Origin of the sequence: Streptomyces sp. NPDC050287 (genome assembly GCF_044459385.1) — a bacterium.
In the GTDB taxonomy this organism is placed as follows: domain Bacteria; phylum Actinomycetota; class Actinomycetes; order Streptomycetales; family Streptomycetaceae; genus Streptomyces.
Window position 1 is genome coordinate 68,208 of record NZ_JBITIY010000022.1, and the last position, 19,159, is coordinate 87,366.

A 19,159-nucleotide genomic window follows, 5' to 3' on the forward strand; every position below is an offset into this window, starting at 1 on the left:
TCAGAAACCCTCGCCGAACAGCTCCGCCGCTTCGGTGACCTGGAAGGAACGGTCCAGCCAGATATCGAGTTCATCCATGTCGGTGGTGGAGAGGATGCGCTCGCGGACGGAATCGGGGACATCGATCCGGCGATGCCGGAGACTGCGAAGGATCATCTGCGCCCTCTCCAAGGCACGTCCTTCCTCTCGTCCTTCCTCTCGTCCTTCCTCTCGTCCTTCCTCCCGTCCTTCCTCCCGGCCTTCCTCACGCACCTGCTCCGCCAGCGGGTGCCGCCAGAAGTACTGGATCGCTGTCATCAGGTCCCTCCACATCTGCTGGGCCTGGCGGTCTGCCAGGCATGAGTCGACGAACTGCACGAAGACCGCGGCGCTGTCCGCGTCGATGGTCCGCAGGGCGGCTGCCAGGGACTCCAGTATGGCGGCGGCCTGCGGGCCGCGACCATGTGTCATCGCCGAAAGCACCGCAAGGGGTACGTCCCGTTCGGCCTCCCGCTGGTCTGCGATCACGGGCACATTGCCCGGCCCCAGCACGAACGGGCGCACAGTCAGCGAAGGGCACCCGCGCACGCCGAGATGAATGGGCTCCGCCGCCCAGCGAGCCGTGGCGCTGTTCTGGGTGATGACGATGAGTACGGGTTCACAGCGGAACTTCTCGTACAGGTAGCTGAGGTAGTACGGCCAGCTGCCGCGTTTCCTCTCGTCCGGCTGGCCCTGCGACTCGACGACCAAGAGGTAGGCCCCCTCGTCGGTCTCCGCCCGCAACAGCGTGTCCACACGTCGCTCGACCGGCTCGATCTCGGTGAGGTCGACGTTCATCGCAGCGAACTCGCGCGGCTCGGGAAACGGGATGTGCAAGACGTCTTGCAGGGCACGAGTCAGCAGCGCGGGATCCTTCTGGAAGATCCGATGCAGGGCTTCGTGCGACGAGCCGACCATCAGCTCTCCTTCCTGTCTGACGTGATCAACGATCTAGGCGGCGACCAGGGTGAGGTGGGCCGCCGGGCGAGGTGGCAGCGGAGCTGCCCCTTTTCCCAGCGACCTCCTCCCGAACCCGTCGTGCGACGTTAATCGCAACGGGCTCTCCAGTGACTGCCGTGAGCTGCGGCTTCGCGTCCAACGTGGATGCCGTCGTGGCAGGTTGAGCAGACCACGAGTGTCTTGCGTCGTTTCCTGGCCATGAGGGCTGCCCAGTTGGGTTGTTCCTGCCCGAGCCGGTCGAGGTCTGCGAGCTTGCGGATCTGGTGGACCTGGATCTTCTCGGTCTGTCCGCAGAGTTCGCAGAAGCCTGCCAGCAGCCGCCTGGTCAGCTCACGCCGACGAGGGGGACTGTGGGCAGGGTCGCGGTCCTTCAGGACTGCGGACTTCTGCCGTTTGAGTGGAATGCCACCGAACTGTGCGATCAGCGGTTTCCTGCTCGGGGCACGGGTGATGCTGGCCTGGAGACACTTGCGAGGCCCGGCCGGGGTGTCGATGGTGACCTTGTACTTGCGGGCCATCTTCGACATGGTCGAGCGATGCTTGTTCGCCAGGGAGCACAGCAGCGAGGACTGCATGACCCAGTGCAACCGGTTCAGTCGGAAGACGTCACCGGCGAGCAGGTAGTACTGAACGATTCCGCGGTACCTGGCGCCGTAGATGCTGACGATGGTGTAGTCGTCGTAGTTGAGCATCGAGGTCTGTCGCGCGAATTTTCCGCGTTTCAGGTACGGGGTGCATTTGGCCTTGATCACGTCCTTCGGGACGTGCAGTTCAACGGTGCCGTTGACCGACCGACGCTTGCGCCTGCGGCCTGTTCTCCGTTCTGCCCTGCTGTCGTTCTTGTGGATCGTGATCTCGTATCCGAGGAATCTCGCCCTGCCGGTTCCGGCGTGGGTGATCAGTGTTTTCTCCTGTGACAGTTCCAGCTTGAGATCGTCTCGCAGGAACTGAGTCATGCGCTGTTTGATTTCCTCAGCTTCAGCCTTCGGTCCGGTGAACCCGATTAGGATGTCGTCGGCGTATCTCACATAGCGTAGGCGGCGATATCCCGGGTCGGACATGTCCTGGCTCGGGAGGCTGTGCTGCCGCTTGCGCAGAGCGCGCACTTCGGCGCGGTTTCCGCGCCTGCGTGCCCGCAGGATGGCCGCTTCGACCTCGCGGTACTCAGGGTTCCTCGCCCTGAGCTTTCCACGGGTGTATTCCGGCATGAGGACTGTTTCGACGAATGTGTCCAGCTTATGCAGATAGATATTGGACAGGATGGGTGAGAGAACCCCACCTTGTGGTGTGCCACTGAGGGTGGCGTTCCATGTCCAGTCCTCCAGGTATCCGGCTCGGAGCATGTTCTGCACGAGTCGCAGGAACCGGTTGTCGTGGATTCTTTCAGCCAGGATTCCGAGCATCACCTGATGGTCAAGTGAGTCGAAGCACTGGGAGATGTCGCCCTCGATGAACCAGGTTGTCCCTGTCCACACCACTGCCACTTGGCGTAGTGCCGAGTGGCAGCCTCGGTCGGGACGGAAGCCGTGGGAGTGGTCGGAGAACTGCGGCTCGTAGTACGCCTCCAGCAGGAGGCGCATCACCTCGCCGACCAGTTTGTCCGTCCATGACGGCAGGCCCAGCGGTCTCCTCTTCCCGTTCTTTTTCGGGATGTAGGTCCGCTGCACTGGCTCGAATTGAAAGCGCTCGTGACGTAGCGCATCGATGATGCGTTCAATCTTGTCCAGTGACATGCCGTCTGCGGTTTCCCCTGAGACCCCGGGCGTCATCGCCCCCTGGTTGGAGTAGATGCGTCCGTGGGCCATCAGATACAACTGCGGGTTGAACATCTGTCGATACAGCTCATTGCATGGCAGGTTCCGCCTGCCGCGTTCACGGAGGATCTCAAGCACCGCTTCGGCGTTCTGCATTTCGCATACCTCCCGGTCTTGTTTGATCCCACATCACCTGTGCCCCTTCGCCCTGTTTCCGGTTTTCCCGGACTCCTTGGCAGGTCGTTACTTCTGCGACTACTACGGGCACTCCGTCACCATGGGGCTCGCGCCCTTTAGGTGATCCCCTGTTTCGTCTGAATGTACGTTCTAGCGCGATTTAGGCGCCCCATTCATCTCCTTGAATTCCCTCACTGGGAATCGCCCCGTCCCCTGGAGTTGCACGGGCCGTGCAACATAGCCCGTGCAGAGAACGGCGCCGGCATCAGGTATCTTTCCGGCGGACCTGTCTTTTAGTCGACTGGAGATTGGGGTTCAGGCAATCCAGCTTTCGCCATGTCGCGCGGGTCTCGCGATGCACCGTCCCTAATACCTGGACCCGGTCACCGCTTTCCTGACATGCTACGGTCCCCTCTGTCTTTCGACTTCAGGTAAGTCATTGGACCCAGGGATATCCTCCAAATCCCTCCCGGCTCAGCCGGGGATACATTCAGGCGCCTCCAGGGCGCACTCACACCACACGTACTTGCCGCGGCTGCCGTTCCTCGACAACGGCTGCCAGCCCCACAGGTCGGCGCAGGCGCGGACCAGTGCAAGGCCCCTGCCCGCCTCGGCGTCCATGAGGTCCAGCAACTCACCGGGCGGTTCGGGGGGTTCGGGGTCCGCATCCCACGCACCGATCCGCAGCACGCCCGCCGACCAGCGGACGCGGAGGTTCGCGGGGCCCTTCGTGTGGAGTACGGCGTTGGCGACCAGCTCGGTCGCGAGGAGTTCGGCGGTGTCTGCGAGGCGGATCAGGCCGTGCAGGGTGAGGATCAGACGGAGGGTGCGGCGGCAGACGGTGACGGCGCGGGGGTCGTGCGGGATGGAGAGGGAGTATTCCCAGGGTTCTGACTCGGTTCCGGTTCCGGTTTCGATTTCGGGCATGCGGCAGCTCCAGGTGGGGGTTCGGGGGATGTGAGTGCGGTGGCATTGCCGCAGCCGTCATGGCAGGACGGAGTGGTGCGCTTCCGCAGCGTGTGCGTCGCATCACAGACGGTAGGGTAGTAATTCCTACCCTTGCAAGCCACTCGCGTAATCTGACACCCGAACGAGGAGTCGCAGAGAGGCAGTTGCCCGGATGACCATGCGGAACCAGCCCACCGCGCGCCAAGTGCGCCTGGGCGCCGAGCTACGCAGGCTGAGGGAGGCAGCGGGGTTGTCAGCCAAGGAGGTCGCAGGCCTGCTGAATTCGAGCTCGACACACATGAGCCAGATCGAGGCAGGCAGCTCCGGCATCAGCGAGGAGCGCCTGCGCAGGCTGGCGGCGCACTGCGCCTGCGCGGACGAAGCGCTGGTCGAAGCCTTGGTGACAATGGCGGTCGATCGGACCCGGGGTTGGTGGGAGGAGTACCGAGGCGTGCTACCGCCGGTCTTCCTTGACGTGGCCGAGTTGGAACATCACGCGACCTTCTTGCGCGAGGTCGTGATCACCCACGTACCGGGGCTCATGCAGACCCCGGACTACGCCCGCGCCGTCTTCGGGTACATGGTCCCGGAGCTGCCTCCGAGCGAACTGACCCCCCGCGTCGAACATCGCATGCAGCGCAGAAAGGCTCTCGAAGGCGAGAACGCAGCGACGTACGAGACAGTCATCCACGAGGCGGCGCTGCGGATCCGCGTCGCCGACCGCAAGGTCGCCCGTGCCCAACTCCTCGAAGTCATCCGCAACATAGAGGAAGAACGGGCAACGGTACGCGTCGTCCCGTTCGACACGGATGGATTCGCCGGTGCCAGCAGCGCGATGATGTACGTCGGCGGACCGCTCGCCCGGCTGGACACAGTGCTCCGGGACTCACCCCATGGGACAGCCTTCGTGGACACCGGATCCCAGCTGGAACGCTTCCGACAGCTGTTCCATAAGGTGGAGAAGACAGCACTTGGCCCGGCTGCATCCCGGGACTTCATTCACCGAATCGCAAAGGAACTGTGAGGCGTCAGCATGGCCCAGGCCGTCCAGTGGCAGAAGTCCTCCTTCTCTGAAGGCGGCGACGGCAACACCTGCGTCGAACTCGCCGCCGCCCCCACCACCCTCCACCTCCGCGAGAGCGACACCCCCGACACCGAACTCATCACCACCACCGCCCCGTTGGCGAACCTCATACGCGGCGTGAAGGCCGGCCTGTTCCGCACAGCCTCCTGATCACACAAGGTGAAGCCACGGCGATCAGCCGTGAATGGTGTTGAGCACGGAGGCAAGCTTTTCGGGCGCACTGATCATTGCCATGTGACCGGTGTCGAGATCGATGACGTCGGGCCGAAGCAGCGCGATGGACCGTTGCTGGAGTTCCTCGACGTAGCATCGGTCCCGCGTGAGGTGCACGTACGTCCGGGGGATCTCGCGTCTGTAACCGCTCAGGTCCACGGTCTCGCTCAGCAGGGCGGCGGAATCGTCGGCAAGCCGGTCCAGGGTGGACGTGGCGGTCGCCTCGTCCATGTCGTTGCACAGCATGACGGCGGCGCCCTCGCGGGTCTGGTGGTAGACGCCGTCGGCGATGGACTGCTCCACCAGGTGCCGCACTTCGGGATCGATCTGGTCAAGCACCCGGGTTCTGTCCGTCGGCACCACGGCCGACACGAGGACGACGTGGCGGATCCGGTCGGGTATGAGGTCCAGGACGCGCGGGATCGTGACTCCCGCGAAGGAGTGACCGACGAGTACAACGTTCCGCAGGTCCTTTGCCTCGACGTCCTCCCGGACCGCGTCGGCGCAGTCCGCGAGAGTGACCGTGCCCAGGTCGGTTTCGGCCCTGCTCCCTCGCCCCGGAAGATCGACCGCCAACGCTTCCGCACCGAGGTGCGGGATCAGCTCGTCCCAGCAGTTCGCACCGAAGCTCGCACCGTGGATGAGAACGAACGCCATGGTTGACCTCCTCGTCAACGACTTCGACCGAAGCTTAAGTGAATTCAGTTCTGTTTAGGAGGTCTGTGGCAGAGCAATGAGAGACAACGCATGGATCGGTTGGGGTCGCTCATGCCGCAGGGTCTCGGAGAGTGCGACGAGGTGGCCGCGGTCGGGGCCCTTCCCTCACACTCGGACGCCGTTTCGCCACACCTGACGAACCAGAGGTACCCCGGGCCGGTACGCCAGGTGCACATGGCTCGGGGCGTCAAGGAGGATCAGGTCGGCGCGAGCGCCGGAGGTGAGGCGGCCGACGTCCTCCCGGCGCAGCGCCCGCGCGCCGCCCGCCGTGGCCGACCACACCGCTTCGTCCGGGGTCATGCCCATGTCCCGTACCGCGAGCGCGATGCAGAACGGGACGGACGAGGTGAACGACGAGCCCGGGTTGCAGTCCGTCGACAACGCGACCGTGACGCCCGCGTCGAGGAGGCGGCGGGCGTTCGGCCAGGCGGCGCGCGTGGAGAACTCGGCGCCGGGGAGGAGCGTCGCCACGGTGTTGCCACCGGCCATCGCGTCGACGTCCGCGTCCGTGAGGTGGGTGCAGTGGTCGGCGCTGGCCGCGTCCAGTTCGACGGCGAGCTGCACACCCGGGCCGTACGACAGCTGGTTGGCGTGGATGCGCGGGTGGAGCCCCTTCGCCTTGCCGGCGGCGAGGATCGCCCTCGCCTGGTCGCCGTCGAAGGCGCCCTTCTCGCAGAAGACGTCGATCCAACGGGCGTACGGCGCGCAGGCGTCGAGCATCTCTCCGGACACCAGGGCCACATACGCGGCCGGGTCCTCGGCGTAGTCGGGCGACACGATGTGGGCGCCGAGGTAGGTGACCTCGTCCGTGTGGGCGGCGGCGATGCGCAGCGCGCGGGACTCGTCGGCGACCGTCAGGCCGTAGCCGGACTTGGTCTCGAAGGTGGTCGTGCCCTGGCGGAGGGCCTCGGCGAGGTAGCGGGTGAGGTTGGCCTCCAGTTCGGCGTCCGTCGCCGCGCGGGTCGCCGCGACGGTCGTACGGATGCCGCCGGCGCTGTAGGCCCGTCCTGACATCCGTGCGTTGAACTCCTGCGTGCGGTCGCCCGCGAAGACCAGGTGGGAGTGCGAGTCGACGAAGCCGGGCAGGACCGCCCGGCCGCCGGCGTCGACCCGGTTGTCAGTGGCGGGTGCTTTGCTTGTCTCACCGGTCCACGCGATGCGGTCGCCGTCGATGACGACGGCCGCGTCCTGGATCAGACCGAGGGGAGAACCGTCACCCAGGGAGGGGTCGTTGGTGACCAGCGTGGCGATGTTGGTGATGACAGTGCTGCTGCTCATCGTGTCCTCGTGGGTGCGGGCTCGGGCGTCGGTGGGTTTCAGGAGCGCAGGGCTTCGACCGCGGCCGCCAGCGCCTGCGGCGCGTCCGGTACCAGTGTGTGCGCCCCGTCGCGTACGACGTGCCGTCCACCCACGATCGTGTGCCGTACGTCCGCCGCGGTCGCCGCGAATACGGCCGTCTCGGCGCCGAGCCTGGGCACCGGCCCGGCTGTTCTGACCGAGTCGAGCGCGATCGTCGTGAGGTCGGCGAGCGCGCCGGGCTCGATGGCGCCCGCGGTGTCCCAGCCGAGGGCGGCGTGACCGTCGGCGGAGGCGGCCCGCAGCAGCGCGGCGGCGGTCCAGTGGCCGCGGGTGCGGGTGCGCAGCCGCTCGTTCAGCTCCATCGCGCGCGCCTCTTCGAACAGGTCGATGACGGCGTGGCTGTCGGAGCCGAGGGAGAGCGGGGAGCCCGCCCGCTGGAGGGCGACCGCGGGGCCGATGCCGTCGGCGAGGTCGCGTTCGGTGGTGGGGCACATGCAGGTGCCGGTGCCGGAGCCGCCGAGCAGGGCGATGTCCTCGTCGGTGAGGTGCGTGTTGTGGACGCCGGTGGTGCGCGGCCCGAGGACACCGTGGTCGGCGAGGAGCCGGGTGGGTGTGCACCCGTGGGTGGCCTGGCAGGCGTCGTTCTCAGCGGTCTGCTCGGACAGGTGCACATGGAGCGGGGCCCGCCGCTCCTCGGCCCACCGCGCCACCGTCGCCAGCTGGCCGGCGGGCACGGCCCGCACGGAGTGGATCGCCGCTCCGATCCGTGCGTGATCCCGTTCCTTGAGAACTGAACAGCGTTCGGCCCAGGCGTCCGCGCTGCCGTCGGAGAAGCGGAGCTGGTGGGTGTTGGGCGGCTGCCCGAAGCCGGAGGACAGGTAGGCGGTGTCGAGGAGGGTGATCCGGACACCGGCGTCTGCGGCGGCCTGGATCAGGGCCTCACCCATCGCGTTCGGGTCGGCGTACGGGGTGCCGCCGGGGGCGTGGTGCACGTAGTGGAACTCGCCGACGGCCGTGACGCCGGCCAGGGCCATCTCGGCGTACACGGCCCGGGCCAGGGCGAGGTAGGTCTCGGGGGTCAGCTTGTCGGCGAACGAGTACATGAGCTCGCGCCATGTCCAGAAGGTGCCGGAGCCGACCTGGACGGTGCCGCGCAGGGCGCGGTGGAAGGCGTGCGAGTGGGCGTTCGCGAGGCCGGGGAGGGTGAGGCCGCGCAGGACTTCGGCGCCGGAGGGCGGGGCGGGGGTGTCGGTCCGGACGGCGGTGATCCGGCCGTCCGCCGCCGCGGCGGAGCCGCTTGTCGACACCGTGACGGCCACACCCGGCTCGACGTGCGTGCCGAGCCAGGCGTGCTCCAGCCAGTACGTGCGGCTATCGGTCACCTGCAGGCCAGCCCTTCCAGTACGTCGGCGAGTGCGAGTACCCCGGCCACGCAGTCGTCCTCCGCGGCGAACTCGGCCGGGGAGTGCGAGACGCCGGTGGGGTTGCGTACGAACAGCATGGCGGTCGGGATGCGTCCGGAGAGGATCCCGGCGTCGTGCCCGGCACCGGTGCCGAGGACGGGGACCTTGAGGTGGGTGGCCTCGAGGTCGGTGTCCTTGCCCAGGATGCGGGCGAGTTCGTCGCGCAGGGCGTGGTCGAACTCGACGACGGGCGTGAAGGACTCCCGGACGATGTCGAGGTCGACACCGTGCTCCCGCGCGTGGGCGCGGGCCGCCTCCTCGATCCCGGCGACCACGGTGTCGAGGGACTCCTGGTCGGCGGCGCGGGAGTCGAGCCAGCCGCGCACCAGGGAAGGGATGGCGTTGACGCCGTTGGGCTCGACGGCGATCTTGCCGAAGGTGGCGACGGCACCGGCGAGCCGGGCCTCGCGGCGGGCGGCGAGCACCGTCTCGGCGTACGGCAGCATGGGATCCCGCCGGTCGGCCAGCCGGGTCGTCCCCGCGTGGTTGGCCGCGCCGCGGAAGTCGAACCGCCAGCGCCCGTGCGGCCAGATGGCGCTCGCGATGCCGACCCGGTCGCCGCTGAGGTCCAGCGCCCGCCCCTGCTCGACGTGCAGCTCGACAAAGGCACCGATCCGGGCGAGCCGCTCCGGGTCCGCTCCGATGGCGTCGGGGTCGTATCCGGCGGCCTCCATGGCGCGCGGCAGGGTCACCCCGTCCCCGTCGGTCAGCAGGTGCGCCTGTTCGACGGTGAGCTGCCCGGCGGTGAGCCGGGACCCGACGCAGGCGAGCCCGAACCGGGCGCCCTCCTCGTCACCGAAGTTGACGATCGCGAGCGGCCTGGTGAACGTGACGCCCCGCGCGCGCAGTTCGTCGAGCGCGGCGAAGGAGGACACCACCCCGAGGGGCCCGTCGAAGGCCCCGCCATCGGGAACGGAGTCGAGGTGGGACCCGGTGACGACGGCGTCCCCCGCGGCCGGATCGCCGAGCCAGGCCCACTGGTTCCCGTTCCGGTCGAGCTCGTAGGCCAGCCCGCGCGCCTCGGCCTGCTGCTTGAACCAGGCCCGGCATTCGGTGTCGGCGGCGGTCCAGGCGTAGCGGCGGTAGCCGCCGGAGTCGGGGTGGCGGCCGAGGGGGAGCAGTTCGCGCCACATGGACTGGAAGGAACCACCGACGACAGCGTGTGCAGAGCCGTTTCGCGCGCCGGAACGGTCAGGCACACCCGATCCTCCACCCGCCCCAGACCGCGCCGCATGGGCTGCCGCGCCCGGCGCAGGCTGTGGGCAGTCGTTCCGCAGGGCGGAACGGGTGGGCACAGCCGGACCCGCACCCGGCGACGAGGCCTCGGCCCGCACCGGACGGTGGCCGCCCCGCTCATCTCCCGGAAGGGTCACGCGTCGTCACCCTCGCGCATGGGAACCCGCACGCCCCGCTCGTCCGCGGCCGTCTCCGCGATGTCGTACCCGGCGTCCACGTGCCGGATGACGCCCATGCCGGGGTCGTTGGTCAGCACCCGGCGGAGCTTCTCGCCGGCCAGCTTCGTACCGTCGGCCACCGAGACCTGCCCGGCGTGGATGGACCGGCCCATGCCGACCCCGCCCCCGTGGTGGATGGACACCCACGACGCGCCGGACGCCACGTTCACCATGGCGTTCAGCAGCGGCCAGTCGGCGATCGCGTCGGAGCCGTCGAGCATGGCCTCGGTCTCGCGGTAGGGGGAGGCCACCGAACCGGAGTCGAGGTGGTCGCGGCCGATCGCCAGCGGTGCCGCCAGCTCGCCGCTCGCGACCATGTCGTTGAACCGCTCGCCGGCCTTGTCCCGCTCGCCGTAGCCGAGCCAGCAGATCCGGGCGGGCAGCCCCTGGAAGTGGACGCGTTCGCCGGCCATCTTGATCCAGCGGGCGAGGGACTCGTTCTCGGGGAAGAGGTCGAGGATCGCCTTGTCGGTCTTGGCGATGTCGGAGGCCTCGCCGGACAGCGCCGCCCAGCGGAAGGGGCCCTTGCCCTCGCAGAAGAGGGGACGGATGTAGGCGGGGACGAAGCCGGGGAACGCGAAGGCCCGCTCGTAACCGGCGAGTTGGGCCTCGCCCCGGATCGAGTTGCCGTAGTCGAAGACCTCCGCGCCGGCGTCCATGAAGCCGACCATCGCCTCGACGTGCCGGGCCATGGACTCGCGGGAGCGCGTCGTGAAGCCCGCCGGGTCCTTGGCCGCGTAGGACGCCATGTCGTCGAAGTCGACGCCGACGGGGAGGTAGGCCAGCGGGTCGTGGGCCGAGGTCTGGTCGGTGACGATGTCGATGGGGGCGCCCTCGGCGAGCATGCGCGGGAGCAGCTCGGCCGCGTTGCCCAGGAGGCCGATGGAGAGCGGGCGGCGGGCGTCGCGGGCCTCGACGGCGAGCTGGAGGGCGTGCTCCAGGGAGTCGGCCTTCACGTCGAGGTAGCGGTGCTCGATGCGGCGTTCGATGGCGCGGGGGTCGCAGTCGATACAGATCGCGACGCCGTCGTTCATGGTCACGGCGAGCGGCTGGGCGCCGCCCATGCCGCCGAGGCCGGCGGTGAGGGTGATCGTGCCGGCGAGGGTGCCGCCGAACTTCTTGGCGGCGACGGCGGAGAAGGTCTCGTAGGTGCCCTGGAGGATGCCCTGGGTGCCGATGTAGATCCAGGAACCGGCGGTCATCTGGCCGTACATGGTCAGGCCGAGGGCTTCCAGGCGGCGGAACTCCTCCCAGTTGGCCCAGTCGCCGACCAGGTTGGAGTTGGCGATGAGGACGCGCGGGGCCCACTCGTGGGTCTGCATGACACCGACGGGACGGCCGGACTGGACCAGCATGGTCTCGTCCTGCTTGAGGGTCCGCAGGGTGCGGACCATGGCGTCGAAGGAGCGCCAGTCGCGGGCCGCCTTGCCCGTGCCGCCGTAGACGACGAGCTTGTCGGGGTGCTCGGCGACCTCCGGGTCGAGGTTGTTCTGCAGCATCCGCAGGGCGGCTTCCTGCTGCCATCCCAGGGCGCTCAGTTCCGTACCGCGCGGTGCTCGTACGGGGCGGGGTCCTGACATGGTCTGCCTCCCAGCGGACTGTTGCTGTCGTTATTCGTTATTCACATCCTGACGCTCTGAATAGAGCTAGTCAATACATCAGGGCTTCGGCGTTGGCCCTCCTTGGATGTTTGGCTGGAGTGCATGGGCCCGGACACCGACCGACGGGGGATGTTGTGAGCAACGCCGACGAGCGTCATGGGAGCCAGGTCGAAGGCGGCGGTGACGGGATGCGGGTCGTCCGCCGGGACGCGGCGGTCCGCGCCGCCGTGGAGCAGGGGCTGCTGGGACCCGACTCCCCCATCGTCGGCCTGCTCGACGTCACCGGCATCCGGGAGTCGGCGGCGCGGCTGCGGGCGGCTTTCGACGAGGTCACCGCGCCCGGCACGCCCGTGCTGCACGCCTTCGCGGTGAAGGCGACTCCGCTGGTGCCGGTGCTGCGGCTGCTGCACGAGGAGGGAATCGGCGCCGAGGTGGCGAGCCCTGGCGAGCTGGCGCTGGCGCGGGCGGCGGGGCTGCCACCGGGGCGGACGGTTCTGGACTCGCCCGCCAAGACCCCGGCCGAGCTGCGGGAGGCGCTGGCTCTCGGGATCGCGGTCAACGCCGACAATCCGCAGGAGCTGGACCGTATCGACGCCCTGATGCGGTCGGCGCCCAGCCGCTCTCCCCTGGGCATCCGGGTGAACCCGCAGGTCGGGGCGGGGGCGATCGAGGCGCTGTCCACCGCCACGGCGACCTCGAAGTTCGGGGTGGCGCTGCGGGACGAGGGGGCGCGCGAGTGGGTGGTGCGGGCGTACGCCGAGCGCCCCTGGCTGTCCCGGCTGCACGCGCACACCGGCTCGCAGGGCGTCCCTCTCTCCCTGATGGCCGAGGGCGTGGCGCAGACGTACCGGCTGGCTGAGGAGATCAACCGGCGGATCGGTCGGCCGCAGATCGACACCATCGACATCGGCGGCGGGCTGCCGGTGAACTTCGTCTCGGACGTGACGACACCGACGTACGCGGAGTACGCGCGGGCGCTGAAGGAGACGGTGCCGGGGCTGTTCGACGGGCGGTACGGGCTGGTGACGGAGTTCGGGCGGTCACTGCTGGCCAAGCACGGGACGGTGGTGGCACGGGTCGAGTACGCCAAGAGCGCCGGCGGGCGGCCGGTGGCGGTGACGCACGCGGGCGTGCAGGTGGCCACGCGGACGGTGTACGTGCCGGGGGCGTGGCCGCTGAGGATCGCCGCGTACGACGCCAAGGGGCGGCCGAAGGAGGGGCCGGAGGTGGTGCAGGACGTCGCCGGACCGGCGTGCTTCGCGGGCGACCTGCTCGCCCAGGCGTATCCGCTGCCGCTGCTGGCGCAGGGCGACTACGCGGCGGCGCTGGACACGGGTGCGTACTACTTCGCCCACCACTACGCGTACAACTCCCTCGCCCGGCCCGGCGTTTACGGCTTCGCCCCGGACGGGGGCGGAGGGATGGCCTTCGCGACCGTGCGGGAGGCGCAGACCGTCGAGGAGATCGTGGCCGAATCCGGAGGGGCGCACGCCGACGCGCTCACCACCCTCCGCGCGCCTGGGCACCGTTGACGCACCCCGGTAGAGCTGCTGGTCAACTGGTCTGCGCAGCAGGCCAGTTGACCCACCTTAGTCACTCGCCGCATGTTCCACCGGAAAATGCCAGAACACTCACCCCTCGCGCACACGTTGCGTAGCTTCGGCGTCACTCAGCCGAACCCCAGGCGGGAGGGGAATCACGGTGCCCGGAATCGACGAGTGCCTGCTGGAAGCCATGCGACTGCCCGGTGCCCGGGGCGCCGCACTGGTCGACTGGACGAGCGGACTGGCCCTGGGCATCGTCGGGGAGTCCCCGGGCGGCGACCATGAGACGGCCGCGGTGGAGGCCGCGGAGCTCGCGCGGCTGGCCGCCGAGCAACACGCCTTCGCACCCGAAGCACCCCAAGCGCCCGAAGTACCCCGAGCGCACCAAGCGCCCCAAGCGCCCCAAGCGCTCCGAGTACTCCAAGCACCCCGAGCATCTGACGGCGTCGGCTCCGGCCGCCCGGAGAGCGCCGGAGGGGCGGGCGGGGCCGACGAGGCCGACGGCCTCGGCGGTGATCCGCCGATCGAGGACCTCATCGTCAGCAACCGGGACAGCTACCACGTGCTGCGGTTCGTGCCGACGTCCTTCGACAGCAGCGTGTGCCTGCATCTGTGGCTGGCCCGCTCCGAGGGCAATCTCGCGCTGGCCCGCATCCGGCTGGCCGAGATGGCCGGGCGGCTGGTGCTGGGATGACCGCCGTGCAGACCACGCCACCGCGCCGGCTGCCGGTGCGGGCCAAGGCGGCGGCCCGGGACCGGGGCTGGGGCGGCGTCTCACCGATGCTGACCCGGCTCGCCGAAGAGCGGGCCACCGGCGTCCTGGTCCGTGAGCGCGGCACGCTCCACCTGGCGGGAGGCCGGGTGGTACACGCCGAGAGCCCGGCCTCGCCCGGCCTGGACGTCCTGCTCACCGCCCGCGGCACGCTCGACGCCGGTACCTGGCGGCAGGCCCTGACCGAGACCGGCGACCGGCACCGCGCCGGCCACCTCCTGGTCGACGGCGGGCACCTCGCCCCGGGCGCCCTGGACGTGTGCCGGCTGGTCGCGCTGTACGACGCGGCGTACTTCGTCCTCGCCCCCAGCAGCACCCCGGGCCGCTTCCGCTACGTCCCCGAGGACGGGCCCGGCTGCCCGTGCCCGGTGCCGGTGGCCGCCGTGGAGCGCGAGACGCTGCGCCGCCGCGACCTGCTGCACCGCATCTGGCCCGACCCGGCCACCGACGAGGCGCCCCTCGTCCGTACCCACCGTCCCGCGTCCCCGACGCCCACGGCCCGCCAGCGGGCGGTCCTGGCGCGCCTGGACGACGTCCGGACGGCGGCGGACATCGCCCGGGACCTGGGCCGCCCGGCGTTCCACACCCTGGTGGACCTGCGGCGCCTGGCGGCGGCCGGAGTGATCGCGCCCCGCCCCCCGGCCCCCGCGCCCACGTCCATGCCCCCGCCCGCCCCCCTGTCCGTCCCCGAGGTCATCGATCCCCACATCACGTTGCTGAAAAGGCTCAGGGATGCGCTGGAGGCCCTTTGACCGACAGCGGACCCGAGCCGAAAGGAGAGACCTGATGGCAGCGGACCCCCACATACAGCCCGGCATACAGGCCACCCCACAGACCGGCACACAGCTTGGCCCGCACCCCGACATCCAGGAGGAGTTACGCCGGCTCAGAGCCCGCGTGCCCCAGCTCACCGGCGCCCTCGCGACCGGCCCCGACGGGCTCGTCCTCGCCCAGGACACCCCCGGCATCGCTCCGCAGAACCTGGCCGCGCTCACGACGAGCGCCCGCGAACTCGCCGTACGGCTCACGCAGGCGGCCGGCCAGGGGGACGACCAGGGGGACGGCCAGGGGGACGACCAGGGAGACGGCTTCCGCGAGCTGCTGGTGCGGGGTGGACACGGCTATGTGGCCACGTACGCGGCGGGCCGCACCGCTGTCCTGACGTTGCTCGCCGAGGACCGCGTCCCCGTCGGCAGGCTCCACCTGGAGGGCCGCCGCGCCGGCGTCCGTATCGGCGAACTCGTCGACGCCCGGGCGCCCGACACGGCCGAAGCCCCCGTCGAGGTCCCCGTCGAGACCCCCGCCAAGGCCCCCGCGAAGCAGTCCCGGCCGGCCGCGAAGGCCGGCCCCGCCCGGGCCAGAACCGCGCGCACCCCGCGCGCCACGACCACCAACACACGCAGCACAACCGACAGTTGAACCGAGGGAGACCGTCATGGCCAACACCGAAACCGCACTGAAGGAAGCGCTCGCCTCCATCGAGGGCGCCACCGGCGTCGCGCTCGTCGACTACACCAGCGGCATGGCGCTGGGCACGCTCGGCGGCGGCAAGACCTTCGATCTCAATGTCGCCGCCGCAGGCAACACCGACGTGGTCCGCTCCAAGATGCGCACCATGGAGCACCTCGGGCTCAAGGCCCAGATCGAGGACATCCTGATCACGCTGTCCGACCAGTACCACCTGATCCGCCTGATCAGCGGCCGCGGCGGCAACGGCCTGTTCCTCTACCTCGTCCTGGACGCCAAGCGGTCCAATCTGGCGATGGCCCGCCACCAGCTGAGGAAGATCGAGGAAGAGCTGGAGGTCTGACCGCCGGCGATCAGACCTGGAGGTCTGACCGCCGGCGATCCGCTCAGCCTGTCCTAGACCAGGGCCGCGGTGCGGCGGCGCGCTCCTCCGGGGGCCGCGTCGCCCGCCGCGATGCCGGTGCTGCGGTAGGCCTTGACCGTCTTGCCGGCCGGACGCCCGCCGTCCGCGCCGAGCCAGTCGACGCGCACCCACAGCAGCGCTTCCCCGTCCCGCTCGCGCCGCCCGAGCCAGGCGGCCTTCAGCCGCAGCCCGGCGCCGCATCCGGCGAGCAGCATGCCCCCGGCGGTCGGCACGGCGAACGCGCTGCCCAGCGCGGCGGCGAAGGCCAGCAGCAGCCACCAGCGGTGTCCCCGGCGCCAGTTGCGCACGCTCACCGCACGGTCCTGGAGCACGTCGTGCTTGCCTGCGCGGGCGGCCGAGCGGGCCAGTTCGGCGTACCGCCTGCGCCGCCAGTACGTCACCCCGACGCCCGCGATGACGAACATCGCCGCGCCCGCCAGTACCCCGATCCGCCGACCGGTGATGCCCGGCACCAGCAGTCCGATGCCCGCCGCGAACACCCCGAGCCACCACAGGGGCGCGGCTCCGGCCCGTACGACGACCGCCACCCGAGCCAGACCTTGAGCTCTGCGATCTCCGCGTGCCACGTTCCGCCTCCTCGTCGCCTCAGCACAGCCGCCCGGACACCGGGACGGCTTTTCTGGTCGAGCAGATTAGCGAGCGAACGTGAGACAAGTCTGAGAAGTCGCCAAGACCGCCGTCACGCCGCCCTCAATCCACGAACAGCCCCCGCACCGCCGCCTTCGCGTCGAACTCCTCCAGCCGGGCCTGCGCGTCGGGCAGGCCGTCGCACATCGCCTCCAGCAGGACCCGGCCCAGCAGCATGGGCGCGCAGGCGGTGTCGAAGGCGAGGCCGGTGCCGACGGCGGCGGGCAGGAGGAGGTCGGAGACCTTGGCGACGGGCGCGAAGGCGGAGTCGGCGACGGTGACCACGGTCAGGCCCGCCTCCTTCGCGTAGGCGAGGGTGTCCACGACCTCGCGCGGGTGCCGGGGCAGCGCGAAGCACAGCAGCGCCGAGGCGCCCGCCCGTACGGCGGCGTCGATCCGGTCGTGGATCATCGTGCCGCCCTCGTTGAGCAGCCGTACGTCCGGATGGACCTTGGCGGCGAAGTACGCGAAGCCGTACGCCTGGGAGGCCGCCGCCCGCAGCCCCAGTACGGGAAGCGGGCGCGAGGCCGCGAGCAGGCGCCCCGCCTTCCGCACGGGCCGCGGGTCGGACAGCACCTCCGCCAGGTGCCGCAGGTTCTCGATCTCGGCCTCGACGGCCTGCTGGTACTCGTTGTACGAGGCGGTGTCCCCGGCCGGTTCGGCCGGCGCGACCTCGCGCAGGTGCCGGCGCAGGGCCGGGTAGCCGTCGAAGCCGAGCGCGACCGCGAACCGGGTGACGGACGGCTGGCTGACCCCGGCCAGCTCGGCCAGTTCCACGCTGGACAGGAACGGCACGTCGGCGGCCCGCCGCACCATGCTGTGCGCGATGCGCCGCTGGGTCGGCGTCAGCCGGTGTCCCTCGAACAGGGCCTGCAGCCGCACAGCGGGACTGTCCGGCACGCCCGCACCCACGACCGAGCCCCCGTCCGGCACGACGCCACTCCCTTCGGCCACCGATCCACTCCCTTCGGCCTGGGAGTCACTCCCGTCCGCCACGGTCACCCTCCCGTACGACGTGTCCGCGCCGGCGTCCCACGCACCCGCGCCGGCGTCCGACGCACCGACGACCCCGTCCGGCGCGCCCGCGCCCCCGTCCCCCGCACCCGGGTTCCCGTCCGCCCTCATGCCTCGCTCCCCCTCCAGATCTCCGTGAACCGGTCGAGCAGTGCGGCCGCCGCCGTCACGTCCTGTGTGAGCGGCCGGTCGGCCGGGTCCTCGTCGAGCACCGAACCGGCGAGTTCCAGCGCGCGGCCCACCGGAAGGTCCGGGTCCGGCACATGACCGCGCTGGCGCAGCGCCCGTACGGCGGCGACGAGTTCGCAGCCGACGACGAGCCGGTACGCACCGCACGCGCGCAGTGTCTGGCGTGCGGCGAGCGAGGCGAAGCTGGCCTGTTCCTCGACGCCTCGGGAGAGTACAGCGTGGCCGAGGGAGGCGGGCGCGGAGAAGGCCCGCAGGTCGCCGAGGGCGGCCCCGGCGGCGTACTCCAGGATCATCACGCCGGAGGAGGCGGGCTCCGGGTCGGCGAGGAAGGGCCGCAGCCTGGTGAAGACGGGCTCGTTCAGGGTGGACAGGCGGGACGTCGACAGGCGCGCGACCTGCGTGAGCGCCAGCCTGAAGTGGTCCAAGGCAAGGGCGAGTTGAGCCTGGTAGAAGCCGCCGTGGTGGTAGGCGGCCAGGTCCTCGGGGCAGATCAGCGGGTTCTCGGCGGCCGCGTTGATCTCTATCGCGAGGACCTCCTCCAGGGCGTCGGCGGCGTCGTGGGCGGGACCGTGGATCTGGGGCAGGCAGCGGAAGCCGTACGGGTCCTGGATCCGGCCGAGCGGCGGGGTGGGCCGGTCGGCGGCGCCGATCAGCTCCCGCATCCGGCGGGCGACCTCGCTGGAGCCGCGGTGCGGGCGGGCGGCGTGCACGGGGGCGGCGTATGCCTCGTGGGAGCCGTCGACGGCGAGCAGGGAGAGGGCGCCGACGACCTGGGTGGCCTCCAGCAGGCCGCGCAGTTCGTGCAGGGCGAGTGCCGCCTGGCCGAGGGTGAGGGCGTTGCTGCTGATGAAGGCCAGGGCGTCGTTGTTGTCGAGGGGCTGCGGCTCGGGCGCGCCGGTCCCGCGCCAGGGATGCTCCCCCGCGAGCGCCAGCCCCGCCTGCGCCAGTGCCGCGATGTCGCCGGTGCCGACCGAGCCGAACTCGTTCACCACCGGGTGGGCCCCGCCCTCCAGCGCCTCGCACAGGGCCGTGACGACGGTGGGCCGTAGGCCCGCGCCGCCGGCCAGCAACTGGTTGGCGCGGACCGCGAGCATCGCGCGGACCTCCCGGGCGGGGAGTTCCTCGCCGATGGCGCCGGCGTGGCTGCGCAGCAGGCGCAGCCCGTGTTCGGTGGCCGCCTCGGTGGGCACGTCCTCGTTCCGGTTGGCGCCGACGCCGGTGGAGCGGCCGTAGACGCGGCCCGTGGCGGCGATCTGCCGGGCGGCGTCCCAGGAGGCCTCGACGCGCCGCATCCCGTCGCTCCCGGGGACCGGCCGCGCGGCCCCGTCGGCGAGCCGTACGACATCGGCGACGCCGAGGCCGACCCCGTCGAGGACGACGAGGGCCGCGCCCGTAGTCCGCGACATGTCCACGATGCGAGACGACATCAAGCCC

At 70.4% G+C, this 19,159-nt stretch carries 18 protein-coding genes; 7 read left to right on the forward strand and 11 right to left on the reverse strand.

Annotation, left to right across the window (positions count from 1 at the left end; translation table 11 throughout):
- The 3 genes from ACIBK3_RS43485 to ACIBK3_RS43495 form a co-directional block, all read right to left on the reverse strand.
- Positions 1-936: a hypothetical protein gene (locus tag ACIBK3_RS43485; RefSeq protein WP_399373917.1), complete on the reverse strand. Its 936-nt coding sequence runs from the start codon at positions 934-936 to the stop codon at positions 1-3.
- Between the two features lie 128 nt (positions 937-1,064).
- Positions 1,065-2,888, reverse strand: coding sequence for a reverse transcriptase domain-containing protein (locus tag ACIBK3_RS43490; protein WP_399373918.1), 1,824 nt, complete (start codon positions 2,886-2,888; stop codon positions 1,065-1,067).
- A 495-nt stretch (positions 2,889-3,383) separates the two neighbouring features.
- On the reverse strand, positions 3,384-3,836 hold the full coding sequence (locus ACIBK3_RS43495; protein ID WP_399373919.1) for an ATP-binding protein: 453 nt from the start codon (positions 3,834-3,836) through the stop codon (positions 3,384-3,386).
- Between the two features lie 193 nt (positions 3,837-4,029).
- Between ACIBK3_RS43495 and ACIBK3_RS43500 the strand changes: the two genes are divergently transcribed.
- A complete protein-coding gene (locus tag ACIBK3_RS43500) occupies positions 4,030-4,881 on the forward strand; it encodes a helix-turn-helix domain-containing protein (RefSeq protein WP_399373921.1) in 852 nt (283 codons plus the stop codon).
- Positions 4,882-4,890: 9 nt separating this feature from the next.
- A complete protein-coding gene (locus ACIBK3_RS43505; RefSeq protein WP_399373922.1) occupies positions 4,891-5,091 on the forward strand; it encodes a DUF397 domain-containing protein in 201 nt (66 codons plus the stop codon).
- A gap of 24 nt (positions 5,092-5,115) precedes the next feature.
- Here ACIBK3_RS43505 and ACIBK3_RS43510 read toward each other — a convergent pair whose 3' ends face one another.
- The 5 genes from ACIBK3_RS43510 to hutU all read right to left on the reverse strand — a co-directional run bounded on the left by ACIBK3_RS43510 (position 5,116) and on the right by hutU (position 11,667).
- A complete protein-coding gene (locus ACIBK3_RS43510) occupies positions 5,116-5,811 on the reverse strand; it encodes an alpha/beta fold hydrolase (RefSeq protein ID WP_399373924.1) in 696 nt (231 codons plus the stop codon).
- A 165-nt stretch (positions 5,812-5,976) separates the two neighbouring features.
- Positions 5,977-7,149 (reverse strand): imidazolonepropionase, encoded by a 1,173-nt coding sequence (gene hutI / locus ACIBK3_RS43515; protein ID WP_399373926.1) that lies wholly within the window; start codon positions 7,147-7,149, stop codon positions 5,977-5,979.
- 38 nt (positions 7,150-7,187) lie between these two features.
- Positions 7,188-8,552, reverse strand: coding sequence for a formimidoylglutamate deiminase (locus ACIBK3_RS43520; RefSeq protein ID WP_399373927.1), 1,365 nt, complete (start codon positions 8,550-8,552; stop codon positions 7,188-7,190).
- Entirely contained in the window at positions 8,549-9,766 is a 1,218-nt protein-coding gene (locus ACIBK3_RS43525; RefSeq protein ID WP_399373978.1) for an allantoate amidohydrolase, read from the reverse strand. The genes ACIBK3_RS43520 and ACIBK3_RS43525 overlap by 4 nt, the downstream gene beginning before the upstream one ends.
- A 236-nt stretch (positions 9,767-10,002) precedes the next feature.
- The gene (hutU, locus tag ACIBK3_RS43530; protein ID WP_399373929.1) at positions 10,003-11,667 is read right to left on the reverse strand and encodes a urocanate hydratase; all 1,665 of its coding nucleotides are present in this window, start codon (positions 11,665-11,667) and stop codon (positions 10,003-10,005) included.
- Between the two features lie 209 nt (positions 11,668-11,876).
- On the opposite strand from hutU, the gene ACIBK3_RS43535 reads away from it, so the two are divergent.
- From ACIBK3_RS43535 to ACIBK3_RS43555, 5 genes are all read left to right on the forward strand, one after another.
- Positions 11,877-13,220: a diaminopimelate decarboxylase gene (locus ACIBK3_RS43535; protein WP_399373980.1), complete on the forward strand. Its 1,344-nt coding sequence runs from the start codon at positions 11,877-11,879 to the stop codon at positions 13,218-13,220.
- Between the two features lie 169 nt (positions 13,221-13,389).
- The gene (locus ACIBK3_RS43540; protein ID WP_399373931.1) at positions 13,390-13,926 is read left to right on the forward strand and encodes a hypothetical protein; all 537 of its coding nucleotides are present in this window, start codon (positions 13,390-13,392) and stop codon (positions 13,924-13,926) included.
- Complete coding sequence (locus ACIBK3_RS43545) at positions 13,923-14,756, forward strand: transcriptional regulator (protein WP_399373932.1); 834 nt, start codon at positions 13,923-13,925, stop codon at positions 14,754-14,756. The genes ACIBK3_RS43540 and ACIBK3_RS43545 overlap by 4 nt, the downstream gene beginning before the upstream one ends.
- A 34-nt stretch (positions 14,757-14,790) precedes the next feature.
- On the forward strand, positions 14,791-15,423 hold the full coding sequence (locus ACIBK3_RS43550; protein ID WP_399373934.1) for a roadblock/LC7 domain-containing protein: 633 nt from the start codon (positions 14,791-14,793) through the stop codon (positions 15,421-15,423).
- A gap of 16 nt (positions 15,424-15,439) precedes the next feature.
- On the forward strand, positions 15,440-15,814 hold the full coding sequence (locus ACIBK3_RS43555) for a hypothetical protein (RefSeq protein ID WP_399373935.1): 375 nt from the start codon (positions 15,440-15,442) through the stop codon (positions 15,812-15,814).
- 53 nt (positions 15,815-15,867) lie between these two features.
- On the opposite strand, the gene ACIBK3_RS43560 is transcribed toward ACIBK3_RS43555, so the two are convergent.
- From ACIBK3_RS43560 to ACIBK3_RS43570, 3 genes are all read right to left on the reverse strand, one after another.
- The gene (locus ACIBK3_RS43560) at positions 15,868-16,461 is read right to left on the reverse strand and encodes a hypothetical protein (protein WP_399373937.1); all 594 of its coding nucleotides are present in this window, start codon (positions 16,459-16,461) and stop codon (positions 15,868-15,870) included.
- Positions 16,462-16,585: 124 nt separating this feature from the next.
- Positions 16,586-17,647, reverse strand: coding sequence for a MurR/RpiR family transcriptional regulator (locus ACIBK3_RS43565; protein ID WP_399373938.1), 1,062 nt, complete (start codon positions 17,645-17,647; stop codon positions 16,586-16,588).
- Positions 17,644-19,152 carry an aromatic amino acid ammonia-lyase gene (locus tag ACIBK3_RS43570; RefSeq protein WP_399373939.1) on the reverse strand — a complete coding sequence of 503 codons (1,509 nt, stop codon included), beginning with the start codon at positions 19,150-19,152 and terminating at the stop codon, positions 17,644-17,646. The genes ACIBK3_RS43565 and ACIBK3_RS43570 overlap by 4 nt, the downstream gene beginning before the upstream one ends.
- Between the last annotated feature and the right edge of the window lie 7 nt (positions 19,153-19,159).

Excerpts from the sequence above, each read along its gene's own strand:
- ACIBK3_RS43545 (WP_399373932.1), top strand. The coding sequence starts at position 13,923 with ATGACCGCCGTGCAGACCACGCCACCGCGCCGGCTGCCGGTGCGGGCC.
- ACIBK3_RS43490 (WP_399373918.1), bottom strand. The coding sequence starts at position 2,888 with ATGCAGAACGCCGAAGCGGTGCTTGAGATCCTCCGTGAACGCGGCAGG.
- ACIBK3_RS43550 (WP_399373934.1), top strand. The coding sequence starts at position 14,791 with ATGGCAGCGGACCCCCACATACAGCCCGGCATACAGGCCACCCCACAG.
- ACIBK3_RS43500 (WP_399373921.1), top strand. The coding sequence starts at position 4,030 with ATGACCATGCGGAACCAGCCCACCGCGCGCCAAGTGCGCCTGGGCGCC.
- hutI (WP_399373926.1), bottom strand. The coding sequence starts at position 7,149 with ATGAGCAGCAGCACTGTCATCACCAACATCGCCACGCTGGTCACCAAC.
- ACIBK3_RS43485 (WP_399373917.1), bottom strand. The coding sequence starts at position 936 with ATGGTCGGCTCGTCGCACGAAGCCCTGCATCGGATCTTCCAGAAGGAT.
- ACIBK3_RS43565 (WP_399373938.1), bottom strand. The coding sequence starts at position 17,647 with ATGAGGGCGGACGGGAACCCGGGTGCGGGGGACGGGGGCGCGGGCGCG.
- ACIBK3_RS43525 (WP_399373978.1), bottom strand. The coding sequence starts at position 9,766 with ATGTGGCGCGAACTGCTCCCCCTCGGCCGCCACCCCGACTCCGGCGGC.
- ACIBK3_RS43555 (WP_399373935.1), top strand. The coding sequence starts at position 15,440 with ATGGCCAACACCGAAACCGCACTGAAGGAAGCGCTCGCCTCCATCGAG.
- hutU (WP_399373929.1), bottom strand. The coding sequence starts at position 11,667 with ATGTCAGGACCCCGCCCCGTACGAGCACCGCGCGGTACGGAACTGAGC.
- ACIBK3_RS43495 (WP_399373919.1), bottom strand. The coding sequence starts at position 3,836 with ATGCCCGAAATCGAAACCGGAACCGGAACCGAGTCAGAACCCTGGGAA.
- ACIBK3_RS43510 (WP_399373924.1), bottom strand. The coding sequence starts at position 5,811 with ATGGCGTTCGTTCTCATCCACGGTGCGAGCTTCGGTGCGAACTGCTGG.
- ACIBK3_RS43570 (WP_399373939.1), bottom strand. The coding sequence starts at position 19,152 with ATGTCGTCTCGCATCGTGGACATGTCGCGGACTACGGGCGCGGCCCTC.
- ACIBK3_RS43535 (WP_399373980.1), top strand. The coding sequence starts at position 11,877 with ATGCGGGTCGTCCGCCGGGACGCGGCGGTCCGCGCCGCCGTGGAGCAG.
- ACIBK3_RS43505 (WP_399373922.1), top strand. The coding sequence starts at position 4,891 with ATGGCCCAGGCCGTCCAGTGGCAGAAGTCCTCCTTCTCTGAAGGCGGC.